Origin of the sequence: Pedobacter sp. BMA (genome assembly GCF_001027745.1) — a bacterium.
Taxonomy (GTDB): domain Bacteria; phylum Bacteroidota; class Bacteroidia; order Sphingobacteriales; family Sphingobacteriaceae; genus Pedobacter.
In genome coordinates this window covers 546898-564709 of record NZ_LECU01000004.1, presented here as the reverse complement: position 1 = coordinate 564709, position 17812 = coordinate 546898, and the positions used below count along the sequence as shown (strand labels likewise).

General features: G+C 37.7%; 15 protein-coding genes. 14 read left to right on the top strand and 1 reads right to left on the bottom strand.

What is annotated here, in order from left to right; translation table 11 throughout:
• Positions 1-18: 18 nt before the first annotated feature.
• The 14 genes from AB669_RS08630 to AB669_RS08565 all read left to right on the top strand — a co-directional run bounded on the left by AB669_RS08630 (position 19) and on the right by AB669_RS08565 (position 14975).
• A complete protein-coding gene (locus AB669_RS08630) occupies positions 19-726 on the top strand; it encodes a cytochrome c oxidase subunit 3 (RefSeq protein WP_047798863.1) in 708 nt (235 codons plus the stop codon).
• A 25-nt stretch (positions 727-751) separates the two neighbouring features.
• Complete coding sequence (locus AB669_RS08625) at positions 752-1105, top strand: cytochrome C oxidase subunit IV family protein (protein ID WP_047798862.1); 354 nt, start codon at positions 752-754, stop codon at positions 1103-1105.
• Entirely contained in the window at positions 1105-1800 is a 696-nt protein-coding gene (locus AB669_RS08620) for a hypothetical protein (RefSeq protein WP_047798861.1), read from the top strand. The genes AB669_RS08625 and AB669_RS08620 overlap by 1 nt, the downstream gene beginning before the upstream one ends.
• Positions 1801-1855: 55 nt before the next feature.
• Entirely contained in the window at positions 1856-2398 is a 543-nt protein-coding gene (locus tag AB669_RS08615) for a DUF420 domain-containing protein (protein WP_047798860.1), read from the top strand.
• A 187-nt stretch (positions 2399-2585) separates the two neighbouring features.
• A complete protein-coding gene (locus AB669_RS08610) occupies positions 2586-3185 on the top strand; it encodes an RNA polymerase sigma-70 factor (RefSeq protein WP_047798859.1) in 600 nt (199 codons plus the stop codon).
• A 62-nt stretch (positions 3186-3247) separates the two neighbouring features.
• The gene (locus AB669_RS08605; protein ID WP_047798858.1) at positions 3248-4411 is read left to right on the top strand and encodes a FecR family protein; all 1164 of its coding nucleotides are present in this window, start codon (positions 3248-3250) and stop codon (positions 4409-4411) included.
• A gap of 338 nt (positions 4412-4749) precedes the next feature.
• Positions 4750-8379, top strand: a complete 3630-nt coding sequence (locus AB669_RS08600; protein WP_053058337.1) for a SusC/RagA family TonB-linked outer membrane protein — start codon at positions 4750-4752, stop codon at positions 8377-8379.
• Between the two features lie 11 nt (positions 8380-8390).
• Positions 8391-9854, top strand: coding sequence for a RagB/SusD family nutrient uptake outer membrane protein (locus tag AB669_RS08595; RefSeq protein WP_047798856.1), 1464 nt, complete (start codon positions 8391-8393; stop codon positions 9852-9854).
• Positions 9855-9861: 7 nt separating this feature from the next.
• Positions 9862-11226, top strand: a complete 1365-nt coding sequence (locus AB669_RS08590) for a substrate import-associated zinc metallohydrolase lipoprotein (RefSeq protein ID WP_047798855.1) — start codon at positions 9862-9864, stop codon at positions 11224-11226.
• A gap of 11 nt (positions 11227-11237) precedes the next feature.
• On the top strand, positions 11238-12584 hold the full coding sequence (locus tag AB669_RS08585; protein ID WP_082120622.1) for a DUF4302 domain-containing protein: 1347 nt from the start codon (positions 11238-11240) through the stop codon (positions 12582-12584).
• Between the two features lie 101 nt (positions 12585-12685).
• Positions 12686-12958, top strand: coding sequence for a hypothetical protein (locus AB669_RS08580; protein ID WP_047798853.1), 273 nt, complete (start codon positions 12686-12688; stop codon positions 12956-12958).
• Between the two features lies 1 nt (position 12959).
• On the top strand, positions 12960-13355 hold the full coding sequence (locus AB669_RS08575) for a hypothetical protein (RefSeq protein ID WP_047798852.1): 396 nt from the start codon (positions 12960-12962) through the stop codon (positions 13353-13355).
• A gap of 95 nt (positions 13356-13450) precedes the next feature.
• Positions 13451-14110 (top strand): DUF2461 domain-containing protein, encoded by a 660-nt coding sequence (locus AB669_RS08570; RefSeq protein ID WP_047799080.1) that lies wholly within the window; start codon positions 13451-13453, stop codon positions 14108-14110.
• Between the two features lie 25 nt (positions 14111-14135).
• The gene (locus AB669_RS08565; protein ID WP_047799079.1) at positions 14136-14975 is read left to right on the top strand and encodes a flagellar motor protein MotB; all 840 of its coding nucleotides are present in this window, start codon (positions 14136-14138) and stop codon (positions 14973-14975) included.
• 70 nt (positions 14976-15045) lie between these two features.
• On the opposite strand, the gene AB669_RS08560 is transcribed toward AB669_RS08565, so the two are convergent.
• Positions 15046-17637 carry a hypothetical protein gene (locus AB669_RS08560; protein WP_047798851.1) on the bottom strand — a complete coding sequence of 864 codons (2592 nt, stop codon included), beginning with the start codon at positions 17635-17637 and terminating at the stop codon, positions 15046-15048.
• Between the last annotated feature and the right edge of the window lie 175 nt (positions 17638-17812).

Sequence of the window (17812 nt, the reverse complement as noted above, 5' to 3'; positions counted from 1 at the left end):
CTATTATACTATTTCCAAATGAATGCAGTATCACAATTAGATCAAGTTAAAACCGGACCATGGGATGGCGGTCGTTCACCGTGGTCGGTAGAATATGGTAAAATCATGATGTGGTTTTTCCTCTTGTCGGATGCTTTTACCTTTTCTTCGTTATTGGTCTACTATGGCGCACAGCGTTTCTCTAAACTAACGTGGCCTGATCCGGATTTGGTTTTCCAATCTATTCCTGGGTTAAAAGATTCAGGTGCTCCACTTGTTTTCGTGGGTATCATGACGTTTATCCTAATTTTAAGTTCTGTAACTATGGTTATGGCAGTAGAAGCGGGACATCGCCGTGCTAAGAAAGAAGTGATCTGGTGGATGGTTGCTACCGTTATTGGTGGTTTCATGTTTCTTGGTTGCCAGGCTTTAGAGTGGTCTCACTTACACCACGAAGGTTTCTGGTGGGGTTCTATACCATCTGCTGAAGAGTTAAAACACCTATTCGATGGACCAGTTTCGGAAATAGCAGCACAGCAGTTTGCTAACCTTTTCTTTACGATTACAGGTTTCCACGGTTTCCACGTATTCAGTGGTGTTGTAATCAATATTATCATTTTGATTATGACAATCAATGGAACATTTGAAAAAAGAGGTCATTACCTGATGGTTGAAAAAGTTGGTTTGTACTGGCACTTTGTTGATTTAGTATGGGTGTTTGTATTTACATTCTTCTATTTGGTTTAATTTATCATTATATAAAAATATTCACATGTCACAACATACACATACAGAAGAAGGGCACGAGCATGGCGACCATGCAGGAATGAGCAAAGGTAAGATCTGGAAAGTTGCCGGTATATTATCTTTAATCACTGCCATTGAATTTATCATTGCCCTGGTACTGATTCCAAATGGCGCAATGAGCCAGCACGTAGGTAACTTTGTATACATTGCTTTAACATTATTAAAAGCATTCTATATCGTAGCTTACTTCATGCACTTGAAATTTGAGAAACTTGGTTTGCAGTTATCATTAACGGTAACGTTTATTTTCATCATTTACTTCATAGTTTTAATGCTTATTGAAGGCGGTTATTTGAACTTACACATGATGAGTCATTAATGAAACCAAACCCTATAAAAAAGGTATTAATCCTGGTAAGCATTTTAGCTATACCGGGATTTTTGTTTTTTTACTTATTGCCTCACTTTGCTAAGAACCGGTACAAGAGCCTTCCTTACTTTGGAGAGAAACGTTTGTCGGGAACATTTCACAGTGTAAAAGGTAAGAAAATTCCGGATACCATTTACCACGAGGTGCCAGATTTCGACCTGATTAATCAGGAAAGTAAAACTTTACAGTGGAAATCTTTTGAAAACAAGATCGTTGTACTGAATTTGTTTAACGCAAACGCGGGAACTCAGCAGGCTAATCATTATTTGAAACAGCTTTCTGTTAGTTATGAACATAAACCCCTTGTCAGGTTTTTAAGTTTAGCCGTTAAACAGGAGGCGCCAGTAGCGTTGAAACGATATGCAGATAGTTTAGGCGTGTTAGCTTCCAAATGGGATCTGATGTCGGGAGATACGGTTAAAACCTATCCGTGGATTAGAAAAGGTTTACTTCTGGATGTTGTGGCTGATGAGCAAGGAGGAAAGACGAGTTACATCTTCAGCAATAAGCTATTACTTATTGATCATCAGCACCGGATCAGAGGCATTTATGATGCCGACAATCAACAGTCTACTGCAAGGCTGGAGGATGAGATTAAAGTTTTGATTGCAGAGTATTTAAGAAATTTAAAGGATGGAAGGTAGTCATGATTTTCTCAAAATCATGAATACCTAATTATCATTATTTAATAAACAGTTGATGGAAAATAATTCAATAGAAAAGAAATATAGTAAATGGATTGTTATTTTATCGGTAGCCATTCCGGTAGTGGTGGCACTTTTGTTTGGTGTTAACCTTCGGAAATGGAACCCTGATATTAAACCTCTTTCGTTTTTACCTCCCATTTATGCTGCGATTAACGGACTGACTGCAATTGTGCTGGTAACCGCGGTTTGGGCCATTAAAAACGGGAAACAGAAATTGCATGAAAACCTGATGAAGTTTGCAATTGGTTTGTCTGTAGCCTTTCTGGCCATGTATGTAGCTTATCATATGACTTCTGATTCGACAAAGTTCGGCGGTACAGGTGTGATAAAATATGTTTATTTCTCTATTTTAATTACTCATATCTGCTTATCTGTCATTATTATTCCTTTTGTATTGGTTACTTATGTAAGGGCACTTGCTAAGCGATTTGATAAGCACAGGAAGCTGGCAAGGATCACTTTTCCGATGTGGTTATATGTTGCTGTTACTGGTGTGATTGTCTATCTAATGATATCGCCTTATTACCATTACTAAGTAAGTTGAAACTTATAGAGCCTGACCATTGTGTCGGGCTTTTTATTTTAACATTATTTCTGGCTGAACTAATCAATTGAAATACTATATTTGGTTAGATAGGCCTAATTCGTTTTAGCTTCTCTAATAAAGTCAACTAACTTGAAAACTTATTAAATTATCAAACAGTTTTCGCCACTGTGAATGTATGATATCAAACGGAACAAGTAATGATCGGGTGCTGATAGATAAGATTGTGGAAGGTGACGAAAAGGCTTTCTCTGAGCTGTTTTTTCAGTATCTTCCAATATTACAGGCGTTTGCATTGAAATTTACTAAAGACCAGGACGATGCGAAAGAGATCATTCAGGATTCGTTCCTTCGACTATGGTTAAATAGGGATAAGTTAGCCTTCGTAGAAAATATAAAGGCTTACTTATATAAATATGTTTCGAATGAGTGTCTTAGCTATCTGAAGAAAAAACTCCGGGATGAGAAGCTGGTCAATATAATGGCTTCCAAAAATGATCATGCTGAGTATAATACACTCAATACAATACAGGTTAATGAGGTTACCCGAATTATTGCTCAGGCAGTTGATAAACTTCCTAGCCAGCGAAAGAAAATTTATCATCTTAGCAGAAGTGATGGAAAAAGCATTCCCGAAATCGCGGAATTACTAGGTATTTCCCCCAATACTGTAAAAAATGCATTGGTACAATCGCTGAAATTCATTCGTTCTTACCTGGAACAGTACGGAATTACTATGGTTTTACCCTTTGCATTTACTTTTTTTAAAATAAAATAAAATAAAATTCATTTTCCGATAGTCCTAATTTCAATATCTGTCTTCTTATAGTCAGAATCATTATGGACCAACGAATCAACTATCTTTTAAAACAATTTACTGACGGAGAACTAAGCAGCATTGAGCGGCGGGAGTTACTTCAATTAGCAGAGGAATATCCTTTGTTAATCAATGGTGAAATTGTGAAGTTAATTGAAGCGCAAATGGTTGATAGGACTATAGACGATCAGCAAGACTGGGACAATGTTCTGGAAACAATTCTCGCGAGCGATAAGCCGAAAATAAAATCATTCAAATCTATCATTTTAAAATGGTGGTGGGCTGCGGCAGCTGTTGTGCTGATTGTATTCTCCCTTTCTACTTATGTTAATGTGACCCGAAAAAAAGAGCACGTTTTTGCCACTGATTTTGCACCAGGAAGTAATAAAGCCATTTTAACTTTAGCGAATGGAAGGAGAATTTCTCTGAACGACGCGGCAGCAGGCGACTTAATGGAAGATGCAGGCATGGCAGTAACGAAAACAGCGAACGGACAATTGGTGTACCATATTATTAAATCGAGTGAGTTAATAGATGACACTAAAAAGAATACTATCACTACACCAAACGGAGGAGAATGGCAGATTAAGCTACCAGATGGCTCTACAGTTTGGTTGAATGCAGCATCATCGTTAACCTATCCATTAAATCTTGGAAACGGTACAATTCGTCAAGTGCAATTAGCCGGAGAGGCCTATTTTGAGGTTGCAAAAGACAAATCACATCCATTTATTGTTAAAACAGCAAAACAGGAGCTAACCGTTTTAGGTACACATTTTAACGTTAACAGTTATGCTGACGAAGGTGTAACGCGAACAACTCTACTTGAGGGAAGTGTGAAAATAGAAAATTTCCAAAATGGCCATTGGGAAATCCTTAAACCTGGTGAACAGGCGGTACTCAATAACGGAGTGTTCAGGGTTGACGAAGTTGATACTGATGAATCAATTGCCTGGAAGAATGGTTATTTCATGTTTAACAACGAAAAGCAGGAAAGTATTTTAAGAAAAATAGCACGCTGGTATGACGTGAAAGTTGAATTTGCAGATCAGTCGGCCAAGGATGTAATGTATTATGGAACGGTAAGCCGCTTCGATAAGATATCTCAGGTATTGCGAAAATTCGAGCAGACAGGAGAAGTGAAATTTGATATCAAGGACAAAAAACTAATTGTCTACAAAGATTGAACGAGCCACAGATGGAGGCATAACTAACCTTTATCTATAAAAATAAAATAACTAATTAAAATCACCCTAAACGTAAACAACTATGACCACACTTCGACAACAGATCTGACGATTCAAAAAGTTAAATGCATAAAAAAAGGAGCGCTTCAACACTCCCTTTTATGTCTGTTTAACTATTCCGTAAACCGGATCGATTAAACCAATTATTTCTTGAATAACTGCGAACGCAATTTTGCGTCCAAACTTCATTGCAGTTCGCTAAAACAGACTATTAAATGTACAAAATTTATATTAAAATTTTATGTACGCAACGACGCTACATACCTAAATTATTATTAATGATGAAGTTAATTACGGCTGTTCTGTTGACTTCCCTCATGCAGGTAAGTGCCGCTACCTATGGCCAGTTCATTACATTAAAAGAAAGAAATGTTACCCTGGAAAGAATGTTTAAGGAAATTAGGCAGCAATCTGGGTATGACGTTTTGTTATCAACCAATAAAATCAAAAGTACCACCACAATTAATGCTAGTTTTAACCGAGCTACGATTGAAGAGGTTATGGCAAAAATCATTGCCGATAGGGATCTTACCTATACCATAGAAGATAAGACAATTCTCATTAGTTTAAAAGAAAGATCAATACTAGATAAGGTAGTGGATTTCTTTGTTGCTGTTCGTGTAACGGGCAAGGTAAGGGATAAGAGTGGTTCCGTGTTACCTGGAGTTAGCGTGCGCGAGAAAGGTGCTGCAAACGCTGTCTCTACCACGAGTAGCGGCGATTATTCAATTTCCGTCAAAGAAGGGGCCACGTTAGTTTTCAGCTATATCGGATACAAAAACGTTGAGGTTGAAATAGGTTCGAGAACAACGATTAATGTAACACTTGAAGAAGATGCAGCGCAATTGAAAGAAGTAAATGTAGTTTCGACCGGTTATCAACAGTTAGATAGAAAATTATTTACAGGAGCTGCTACTCAGCTTAAAGTATCCGAAGTAGAAAGGTTAGGTGTATCCGATATTAGCCGGATGTTGGAAGGTCAGGTCGCCGGTGTAACATTACAAAATGTTTCGGGAACCTTTGGTGCAGCCCCTAAAATTCGTGTTCGTGGTGCAACTTCTTTATCTGGAGATAACAAGCCGCTTTGGGTTGTTGATGGAATTATTTTGGAAGACGTTGTGAATATTTCTAATGAAGCTTTGTCCAGTGGAGATGCTAATACTTTACTTGGTTCATCAGTAGCAGGTTTGAACGCCGATGATATTGAAAGTTTCAATATACTAAAGGACGCGGCAGCAACAGCAATGTATGGTGCTAGAGCTATGAATGGGGTTATCGTGGTCACTACTAAAAAAGGTAGACAAACTGAGGGCGCTCCAAAAATCAGCTATACTGGTAACTTTACAACCTATTCCAAACCGAGTTACGAAGGAACAGATATTTTAAATTCAGACGAACAAATGTCTGTTTTGATTGAATATTTTAACAAAGGTGCATATCAGATTCCAGGATCATCAAGTGGTCAGGACGGTGGCATCTTTTATAAAATGTATAATCAGCTTTATAATTATGATCCGGCTACAAAAACATTTGCTTTGAAATATGATAAAGCGAGTGTTTCCAATTTTTTAAATAGATATGCCAATGCAAATACTGATTGGTTTGATATTCTTTATAAAAACTCTTTAAAACAGGAACACTCTCTAAGTGTAACCTCTGGTACCGAAAAATTTCAGACTTATGCTTCCACATCTTATCTGAATGATAAAGGTCAGACTATTGGAAGTAACGTAGATCGTTTTACTGCTAACTTCAGAGTAAATTTTGCTCCAAGTAAAAAATTAAGTTTCGAACTCTTAACTACTGGATCTGTTCGTAACCAGAGAACACCAAGCGGAAACTCCGACAGGCAATCTGATCCGGTATATGGTAGTTACTACCGCGAATTTGACGTCAATCCTTACAATTATGCCCGCAATACGAGTCGTTTAATTACACCTTATGATGAAAATGGTAACCTTGAATATTTTGTAAGAAATTATGCGCCGTTTAATATTCTCAATGAATTAGAAAACAATTACACTACGCTTCAAATGCTTGATATTAAAGTTCAAGGCGGGGTAAAGTATAAAATCATTCCAGCGCTAACCTACTCTATAAATGCTGCATATCGTTTCTCTAAATCAGAAAGACAAAGCTATGTATTGGAGCAATCAAACCAAGCTTTAGCATTCCGCTCTGGCGGGAACGCCACTAGGGATGGTGATAACCAATATTTATATATCGATTCAGCAAATCCAACCGGTTTACCAACCAGTGTTTTGCCAACCGGGGGATTTTACAATACCGCTGGTGATAACTTAACTAATTACTATTTCAGACATGATCTCGTTTACGATAAAAATTGGAATGATAAACATCTGCTAAATGTTTTTGGATCTATGGAAGTCAGGTCTATCGACAGACAAAATCAATATTTCAACGGTATCGGTTATCAGTATGAAAATGGAGGATTAGTTAATCCCAGCTATTTGTACTTTAAAGAGGCTGGCGAAGCAGGTAAAGCCTATTTTGGCATGGGTAAAAACTATGAACGCTATGTTGCCTATATGCTACGAGCAGCTTATTCATATGAAGGACGTTATAGCTTCAATGCAACTACACGATATGATGGCTCGAACAAGATGGGAAGAAGTAGAAATGCAAGGTGGTTACCAACGTGGAATGTTTCTGGTTCATGGAATGCCGACCAAGAAAGTTTCTGGCCGAAGAATGATATCGTTACCTACGCCGTACTACGTGGTTCGTATGGACTAACAGCAAGTATTGGTAACGCCACTAACTCCCTGCCAGTGTTTTACGACCAAATCTCAAGAAGACAATTGTTAAAAGATCAAGAGGTTCAAACATATATTTCTACTCTTCAGAATACTCAACTTACTTGGGAAAAATCCTATGATGCCAACATTGGGCTGGATTTGAGGTTCTTCAAAAACAAGGTGAACCTTTCTGTCGATGTTTATAACCGTACCATTCATGATTTGCTAGGAAGCTTAAATACTTCTGGTATAGGCGGTGAATTTACAAAAACAGCAAATTATGCAGCCATGAATAGCAGAGGTATAGAGTTCACTGTTTCAGGGTCACCTATTAATTCTGGTGATTTCAAATGGAGTACTAATTTCAACTTCGCATTCAATAGAACAAAAATTACAGAGCTGGATGCCTTACCTAATATTTGGAGAGCAGTATCAGCGACAGGTGGTGCCGTTTTGGGCTACCCTCAGAGAGGATTATTTTCAGTCCAGTTTGCAGGCTTAAATCCACAGTACGGCTATCCGACCTTTTATGGTGTTGACGGGAAAGCAACTACGAATATCGGCCTTCAAGGGGATGAAATTGAAATCTTAAAGTATGAAGGTCCAACAGACCCTACAACGACAGGTGGTTTCTTTAACCAGTTTAGATATAAAAATTTTTCTCTTTCTGCTTTATTCAAGTTTTCGGCAGGAAATGCTTTGCGTTTAGCTCCAGCAATTGCAGCTTCTTATTCGGATATGACAACTCTTAGTCGTGATGTATTAAACAGATGGATCATGCCAGGTGATGAAAGAATAACAAACATTCCTGCGTTACTGGATCCGGTAACTGCTGCTAATATTTTGACTTCGTCAGGGGCTACAACTAATGCAAGTTATCCATATAATCTTTATAATTATTCAACCGAGCGTGTGGTGAGCGGGGATTATCTCAAACTGTCCAGAATCACCGCGAGCTATGATATTCCTAAGAAGATCACCTCAAAATTCAGAATGTCAAATGCATCACTTATTGCAGCTTGTGATAATGTGGCTGTACTGTATGCTGATAAACGTTTGAATGGAGAGGATCCAGAATTCTTTTCTACCGGAGGTGTCGCATTACCTGTTCCAACACAATTTACGCTATCACTAAGAATTGGTTTTTAACCTATAAGACTATGAAACTAATAAAATCAACAATCATATTATCCGGTATTGCAATTTTAGTATCGTTGGAATCGTGCAAGAAGTTTCTTGATGAGGTTCCAGATAACAGAACAGAAATAACTACTGTGGCTAAAGTGGCACAGTTAACCGGAACTGCATATCCTTCCGCTCATTACATCACATTTGCAGAGGCTGCATCAGACAATACGGAAGAAAAGGAAAGAGGTGTAGGATCACTAAATGAGTTATGGGACAAACCATACTATTGGGAAGATGTATCGGGCACCCCTACTAATAGCGCAGGATCATACTGGAATGGTTGTTATGAGGCTATCGCAGCTGCTAATCAGGCTTTGCAAGCTATAGAAAATGGAAATTTTGGGAATGCTGTTCTTCCGTATAAGGGGGAGGCATTGGTGGCCAGGGCGTATGCGCATTTTATGTTGGCTGTATTCTTTGCCAAGCCATATGAAATTGGAGGTACTAATAGCTCTCCGGGTGTTCCATATGTTACTGTCCCTGAAACTGAACCAATCAAGCAATATTCAAGAGGTACAGTACAGGAAACCTATGATAAAATAAAAAAAGATCTAGAGGAAGGATTGCCTCTACTATCAGCAAGCGCATACACTGTTCCAAAATATCACTTCACTCCTTCGGCTGCCCATGCATTTGCATCCCGCTTTTATCTATTTCTTGGCGATTGGCAAAAAGTAATTGATCATGCAAATTTGACTGTTCCCGGAAATGATTTCGTAAATAATATGAGACCTGTTTCGACAACACTATATGAAATGACTAATAATGATTTCAGGGCAAATTATACAAAAACAGAACAGCGTACTGCAATCATGCTTGGTAATGCTTACAGTACATATACTTATGAAAACACTCCAAATCATGGAATAGGTAATAAGCTGGTGAGGATGTTCACCTCTCCAAATGCAAGCGGTAAAATACTAGCTAATAAAGTTTACCAATGGAGTGCTGGTAATTACAATACTCTTAAGTATTTGTACTATTTTTTTTATACTGGGCCTGGAATTGGATATCCATATTTGGTAGTTCCGCTTCTTACTGCAGATGAAACTTTGATGAATAGGGCTGAAGCTTATGCGCAATTGGGTAACAATGAAAATGCTCTAAAGGATATCAATGATTTTCTTAAAGTTAGAATTAGAAATTACAACGCTAACACAGATGTAGTAACACTAGATAAAATAAAGCTATTCTACAATATAAGTGATACGAAACAAGCTTTGATTAAAACTATACTGGAATCTAAGAAAGCTGAGTTTTTGGAAGAAGGCATTAGGTGGATGGACATTGTCCGTACAGGTTTGACTGTAAGACATAATGTTTATAGCAATGTTGGTGTTGAAACTTTTATGGAGCTAAAACCAAATGATCCAAGAAGATTATTTCAATTGCCAAACGAGGTAAAACTTTCAGGCGTAGAACTAAATCCTAGATAACTAATATATGAAAAATTTTATTAAAAATTCATTGGCCTTAGCAATAATCTTGACTATTGCCACCTCATGCAGGAAGACTGAGGATTTAGATGTTGACTTCAATAAGTATAATTTAGACATGCCGGAGACCAATACTGATTTGGACAAATGGCTAAATACCAATCTGCTAGATCCGTATAACATGAAAGTGATCTACAGATATAACCGGTATTATTATGGAGATGCAGCAGCTGATGTTGCTCCTCTGAAGCCTGAGAATGTTAGGCCAATGATGCAAACTGTATCGGATGGATATCTTGCGCCATATCTCAAAATTGCCGGATTGGATTTTGTCCAACGTACCAATCCAAAAGAATGGGTTCTATACGGCTCCGCGAAATACCAAACTGATGGTTCAGCTATCGCTGGGACAGCAGCAGGTGGGCGAAGGGTAACCCTATATGGGCTAAATAGCTTTAGTCTTGCACCAAGTTTTGTCAATTCTCGACTGTATGTAATACATCATGAATTTACACATATATTAAACCAAACGGTAGCGATTCCCATCGATTTTGAAGCCATATCGGGTGGAACTTACAAGCAGCCCTGGACATTAACTTCTGCAGCCACTGCGAAAGATAATGGATTTTTAGGAAGTTATGCAAGTGGCAGTCCTACTGAAGATTATGCTGAAACAACCGCAACCTTGCTTGTTTCTGGGCAATCTTATTATGATAATTATGCGAATACTTCTAATGCAACTGCTAAAAGCAGATTGAAACTCAAAGAATCGAATGTAGTTAACTATTTTAATACAGCTTTTGGTATCGACTTTAGAAAGTTGCAGAAAGAAGTTCAGAATTATCTCAAAAATACCATCAAAGATCCATCTATTTCTTTCGGCTATTGGTTGAACAGGAATTTGTATAAAAGTATGACCATCAATCTTGATAACGATGTTACATACAGCACTTATGGTATCTCCGATCAGTTCAGAACCGCTTACCAAACTTCAAAGGCAAATGTCATAGGTTTATCAGGCTTTAATTTGGGTTTTGGATCCGTTAAATTAAACTTTACCTCTGCAACTGCTATGACAATGGATGTGAATTTTAGTCAGGGCACGACCAATTACGTTGCTACCTACAATTTTACAATGTCTGTTAACGATGCCACTGGTGCAGTTAAGTTTACATTATCATCGACTGCACCTACAGGAAATGCTGCTCTATTATTGACATCTGTACAACCTTTACTAACTTACCTAAATAACAATAATTTTATTGCTGATTGGTTACCAGCTTCTTATAATACAGGTACCTACACCAATTTTGGTGGGTTTTATGTAAGCGGAACGCCAGCAAATTATTTCTATGGTGCTTTAGGACAATAAACTTAACTGATATGAAAAGATTAATATTTCTATTTGCTTGCCTGTTTATATTTGCAGGCTGCAAGAAATCATCGTTTGTCTCTAAATTCGATGAAGATCCTGAGGTAAGGATGGGGGAGGCAATTGCCAAAGTGAAAAATATTTTGAGCAGTGCTGAAAATGGTTGGATTGCAATAACACCCACTGCGGATGGTGGAGGTTACAGCTTTTTTATGAAATTTGATGCGGCAGAAAATGTTAAAATGTATGCGGATTTAAATGATGCATCATCTACAACAGAGTATGCCTCTTATTATCGGGTTAAGCAAGATCAAGGTGTGGATTTAGTCTTTGACACTTTTAACTATATCACGATGCTAAATGATCCCGATCCTGCTACTTTGGGCGGCAATCGTGGGACAGGTTTCAAAAGTGACGTTGACTTTATTTATGACCGATCATCAGGTGATAGCATCATATTTACCGGCAAGAGATATAGGCAGTCTCTTAAAATGGTTAAGGCAACTGCAACACAGCGTGCTGCTTATGAGAGCGCAGGATTAAAAACAGCAATTGATAAAGTTAAGAGCTTTTTTTCAACCAATAAATATCCATACATCGAAATAGTTTCGGGTACATCAACTATAAAAGCGGGAATCTCAATTAATACGACCAATAATGTAGCCGGGGGAAAACGACTAACATTGACTGGTGTATTGGCTGATGGAGTAACTACTGCTACCGCAAGCACAAAATTTGCATTTACGTTAGATGGACCGTTTTTACTAGGAACCGATCTAAAGTACAGTTCAATTACATTTGTTAAAATTTTATGGAAAGATGCATCAACTTTAGCATTATATGATTCGACCGGAAAGGAATATATTGTGAAAAATAGTACCGCACCTCTAACGCCGCTTTATCTATTATTGGGCGCAAGTTATGGTAACGTGGTACTTCCAAATGCGACAACTTATACTGGTTGGGGTTCTGAATACATAAGTAGAAGGGCGACAGCAGCCTCTGCGATGTTGAATGGAGGATATGCGCTCAGGCTGGAACAAATGACTTATACTTTCAATAACACCACTAAGAAAATGACTTTGAAAGTTAATATGCCTCAAAATGCAACACAGTATGTTGGTACATTAAATTATACGTATACTAGAGGTAGCGATGGTATTTTTAAATTTACCTACGTTGATGCAGATGGTAACGGGACGCTAATTGTTCCGTTCATGGCTGCCCTTTTAGGTCAACGCTTAAACGTAAATACTTTCACAGTCGATTATCTATCTGATCCGATAAGCGGTGGTCTGTACGCTCAATTTAAAAGTATTGAAAATCCGAATTTTACTTTTTCTGGGGCGCTTCAATAATATTTTAAAGTTTGCTCTCTCCAAGCCCCCGATTTATCGGGGGCTTTTTTATGACATAATTTTTGCCTCCCTCCATCCGTTAAATCTTTATATTTGTACTGATGAAAAAGAAACTGGTTTTTACCATACTAACATTCGTTCTCACTTTTGCGTTCATGCTTCAGGCCAATGCACAATGTGCCATGTGCAGCATCAACGCTGAACAAGGTATCAAAAACGGAAATACAGTGTCTGCAGGCTTAAATACCGGGGTACTATACTTGTTGGCTATTCCATATTTAATGGCAATGATTGTGGGGGTAATCTGGTATAAAAAATACCGTAAGAAAAACATTCAGCTTAATATGAAGAAAGAGCCGTTCAACCTGAATTAGTATGGCGGGAGGGACCTCAAAATTATCAGCAATTGTACGTTGTAAGTGCCCGCATTGCCGCAGAGGCAATATCTTTACCGGTAGCATGTACGGATGGAACATTCAGCATACTAAAGAAATCTGCGGACATTGTGCACAGCGCATTGAGATCGAACCTGGCTACTTTTATGCCGCCATGTATGTAAGTTATGCAATGAATGTGCTGGAAATGCTGTTTGCCAGCTACGTTACCTACCTGTTTGCCGGTCCTTTAACTGACGATACTTTCTGGGCATATCTGATCGTGATTTTCGCAGGTTGTTTCGTGCTTTATCCTTTCAATTACCGTTATTCAAGGATTATATTGCTCCACATCTTGTCGCCAAATATCAAATATAAAGCCTGGTACGATCAGTAAGCTAAATTGCTAAACTGTTTAAGCTATTGAATTGTTAAGCTGGCGGGTTGTCACTTATGAAGGCAGGCCATTATCCTCTAAACTACAGAAACCCTATGTTAAAAAAAGAAACCCTTCAATTTATAAAAGACGTATCTGAAAACAATAACCGTGAATGGTTTGCCGAAAATAAAGCCGTTTATGAGGAGGCGAAAGCTAATGTGCTGGAACTGGTAACGCAACTCATTCCGGAAATAGCAAAGGTTGATCCGGCATTATCGGCAGAAGCAGACCCTAAAAAAAGCCTGATGCGCATTTACCGTGATGTGCGGTTTAGTAAAAATAAAGACCCTTATAAAAACAACTTTGGGATATGGTTTGCCACTAAGAAAGGTAGCAATGAGCCAGGATATTACCTGCACATTCAGCCGGGAAAGAGCTTTATTGCCGGTGGTTACTGGATGCCCGAAGCGACCCATCTAAAACTGATCAGACAGGAGATTGATTATAATTTCGATGACTTTAAAGAAATTATAGAAAACAAGGATTTTAAAAAGAGCTTCAAATTAGGTACAGAGAATGCGCTTAAAAATGCACCTAAAGGTTACGATCCGGAGGACCCTAACATTGAGTTTTTAAAGTTAAAAAGCTTTGAAGCGACTATGAAAATTGCGGATGAAGAATTTTTTAAACCTGCACTCGTTAATAAGTTGATAAGTTCTTTTGCAACGGTACAACCATTAGTTGCATTTTTACGGAACGCGATCAATGCGTAAATCAAACACGACATCAAATAATATAATGAAACAGACCTTTTTAGCTTTTGCCTTTCTCTTATTTCTCTCTTCGCTTACTTCTTGTGTGGTTTTATCGCCTAAAAAATACAAGGCGCTTCTGGGTACCAAAGATTCACTATATACTGCTTTCAATGAGGGATTAATCAAAATTGAAAATCTCGAAAAAGAAGTTAACAGGTTAAAGAAGGACACCACTTTAATGGCCGAAGAACTCCGCGACCTGCAATCGAGCTATAACACGGTTGATGCGAATTACAAAAAGCTAAAGAGTAACTCATCTTCAGAGATCACCAAGTTATCCGGTGACCTGGCAGCGCGCGAAAAACGCTTGAAAGAGGTAGAAGAGGTGCTGCGCAAGCGTGATGAAGCTACGAATGCACTAAAAGAAAAGCTACAACAAGCTCTACTTGGATTTACCAAAAGCGGATTAACGGTGGAAATAAAGAATGGTAAAGTATATGTTTCCCTAACTGATAAATTACTATTTCCTTCCGGTAGTATCATTATTGATGATAAGGGTAAACAAGCACTAACCCAGCTGGCTAATGTACTAAAGCAGCAACCTGAGATTAATATCGCTGTTGAAGGACATACAGACAACCAGAAAATAAATAACCTGGGGCAGATTAAAGACAATTGGGATTTAAGTGTACTTCGTGCAACTTCAGTAGTACGATACCTCACCGAAAACGAGAAAGTTGAAGGGGTAAGGATGACCGCTACAGGTAAGGGAGAATTTCAGCCTTTGGGAACAAACGCGAATGCAGACGGTAGAAGCAAGAACAGAAGGATTGAGATCGTGCTTTCGCCAAAACTGGACGAACTTTATAATTTGATTAAGTAGTCGGATAATTATTGGATGGATATATCTAAACAAAATATATTCATCCAAGGTTTAGCTCACCCCAATCCATTTACATGGTTTGATGTTTCCGGTATGACTTCAGGATTTTAAAAGTATTCTCAAAATCGTCACTATTCAGATTAGAGTATTCAGGCATAGAGATTCTGTTGGCCGTTAAGAAATTCAACAACTCTTTTATTGTATTGGATACCTCTTCGGATGCTTCTGTATGTTTTAAAGCTTCAATCTTACTGAGTATCAGTGCAATTTCGAACATCTTAAAATCATGCTTTACTGCAATGGTTAAACCATTATCTGCCTCTGCAACGGCTTGCTCATAATTGTGAATGCTATTGTAAAAGGTAGATTTAAACATGCTAAAACCTGTCAAAATAAAATTCGTGTAATACGTATATTCACTATCTATGATTTTATCCATGAATTGGATGATGCGATGTGCTTTTTTTAAGTAATTAAGCTTCAGATAGGTTTGTCCAAGATGCAAAATCAAAAACGGAGAGAATACCGAATGCCTGATGAAAAAGATATTGGGGTATTTGTTTAGAATGGCCATTATAAAGCGATGGCATTCAGCATAGTTTTTCTGAGAAAAGAGTGTGAGGAGCACCATTCGGTAACACAAAATTTCCTCGGTTGTGATCTCATCATTTTTCTTCGGTCCGTTCCGGTCTATTTCCTGACAAAGCTTAATAATTTTATCTTCCAGCGTTTTGCTTTCATTAGGCTTATTAATCATATTGTTATAGAAGTATAAAATCAAATCGTAAGGATTTATTGGGAATAATTCACCCAACCGCTTATAATTCCGCTTTAACAGTTGCATGGTGTTCAGCAGCGAAGTTTTATCTACGTCTATAAGTGCCAGGTTACACTCAATAATATGAAGCATAATCTGCACATCTTCATTAAGTACGTTTTCAGAAATACTTCTTATGGTTTCTTTGTAGAGGCTACTCATCGTACGGCCGGAAGCCATAATGTCTATAAAATCGACACCTACCGATAATTTGTTAAAATTGCCGCTGGGCCTGGTGAGCTCATATTTAGCGGTATAACAGATAAAATCAAATGATTGGTTCTTCTCCTGATTTGAAAAAGGGAGTTTAAAAATATTCTTTAACTCTGCTATTTCATTTCTGTTAATGCAAAATCTGATCGACCAATGCAGAATATGAGACCGTAGAACGCTGTCTTTGTCGAACGATTGCAGGATATGTTCAAAAAACCCTTTAGATGAACGATATTCAAATCTCTCTGTAATCTGAATGAATAAAAAATAAGTGTAAATATCCTCATTTAGAAATCTGACTACCTCTGTTGGAATTGCTGTACTGAGCCTTTTCTCTTCAACGATAATACCTGCCTGTAACAATTCTTCATAAGCCTCAGGATAAGTGTTTACATAAGTTAACAGTTTTTCTTTATGCACCCTCAGCTTATTGTCACGTTCAGAAATACAATCGCTTAATTTTTTAAGTAGGAATATTTTCTCAGTGCTTTTCTTAGCCAAAAACACCCTTTTTTCTAAAAAATAGTGAATTAACTCATAACAAAGTAAGGGATTGCCAAGTTCTAGTAATTTATTTTCATCCTTTAGTTTGAAATAAACCTGAAGCCAGAACGGTGTTTTGAACAATGCCATTAGTTTCGGACTCACATCTGCTACCGATATCACCTTGTTCTCGATGTAACTTAGCGTGGATAAAATTTCTTCATTATTTAATGAGGGAAGATTACTCAGGGTATCTTCATCATAAAATAATCCGGTGTACCAGGTTTTGTTCAAAAACGCTGATCCTGAAATGGCCGGCTGTAAATTAATCCAGGTATTGGTTCTGAAGCCAAATATGATTTTTAAAAAATTGTTTTCCTCAATGCTATACAGGAAATCGATAAATGTTTTAAAGTATTCAGACTTCGACAGGAATTCATCGATGCCATCAACAAATATCACAAAACGTCCTTCGCGCTTTTCCGGATTCTTCTTGAAAAAGTTAACTAGTTCACTAATGCTTTCGAATTTAAATTCTTTTAAAAACCAATCTTTCAGTGTGCCTCCTCCGGAAATAATGCGCGTTAAAACGGTTGAGTTGATTAGTAATACGATATCATTTTTATAGATCGCATGTTCAGAAACAAAAAAATGTTCAGCCATGTGTGCCAGCAGGATAGATTTCCCTTGTCCGGGTTGAGCGCTGATAGTTGAAAACTGATAGTTGTTTTTTAAAAAATAATCCAGATCAGGATAGTAAAAACTCCGGTTTGATGTTGCATGAAAGGGCACGCCAGAGTTGTTTTTTTTCGATACCAGCGCAACCTCGGTAATAGCCTGTGCTTTTAGCCGAAGATCCTGCCATATACTTTGTGCTGATGTGGTTTGACTTTCCTTGTCCCTGCAAAAGGAATCCCAGTCGTCATAACCAATATATTGTGATAAACTATTTAAGGTGAATAAAGAAAATTTATGCAAAGTATTCGCAAAGCCAAAAAAACGCTTAATGGTCGTTTCACTTACATAATTCTTAGTTTCCTGGAATACGTACTCAGAGATGATCTTACAATGTGCAGGGTCTATATTCCTCAGTCCTGACTTTATAAGTACAAACTTCCTGAGTTCAATAAGGAGTTCGTTAGCGTTCATTTATATATAGATGGATGACTACGCTAATGTCATCATAATTTCACAAACAGTGAAATCTTTTAAGTCTTTATTCACGCTATGAATGAAATGAATAAAGAGATTCGGTCAGTGAATGAATAGCAATGGATAAGATTGGTAATCATCCAAAATATAGATTTGTCATAATTATATAATG